The sequence below is a fragment of the Pseudomonas sp. AC083 genome (assembly GCF_979253165.1).
In genome coordinates this window covers 1-386 of the sequence record NZ_CEEDDH010000052.1, presented here as the reverse complement: position 1 = coordinate 386, position 386 = coordinate 1, and the positions used below count along the sequence as shown (strand labels likewise).

The 386-nt window shown below is 44.8% G+C and carries 1 pseudogene; it reads right to left on the bottom strand.

Annotated elements, in window-relative coordinates:
• Positions 1 to 74: 74 nt before the first annotated feature.
• A pseudogene (locus tag AC0IXA_RS27205) lies at positions 75 to 386 on the bottom strand (mechanosensitive ion channel protein); the annotation flags it as partial.

The following is a 386-nucleotide window of genomic DNA, read 5'->3' as shown; positions in this document are numbered from 1 at the left end:
AGGTATGACGGCTGATGAAATTTGCCAAGAAGTAGAACAGCGTGTTCAATAAAACAAGAAAAAGAACCGGGAGATTATGATCCCGGTTCTTTTTGCTCTTTTTCTATATCGAGTACTTCTTTCATTTTTTTGCGCAAGATTCGCTCTACCCGCCATTGCTCCATTGTTTCAGTTTTCGCTATGATGCGCAGCACAAGGGAAGAAGAACCGAACGCCTCCACGCCGACAACTTGAGGACCTTCGATAATTTGAGGAGTTTCCTCTCGCACCTCATCACAGGCAGCTTGAAGGGCTGTGATCATCTGATCCACATTTTCATCCGGAGACAGCTCAATATCAACGAGTGCCTGCATCGTTCCTCTTGAATGATTGCTCACATTCAGTAT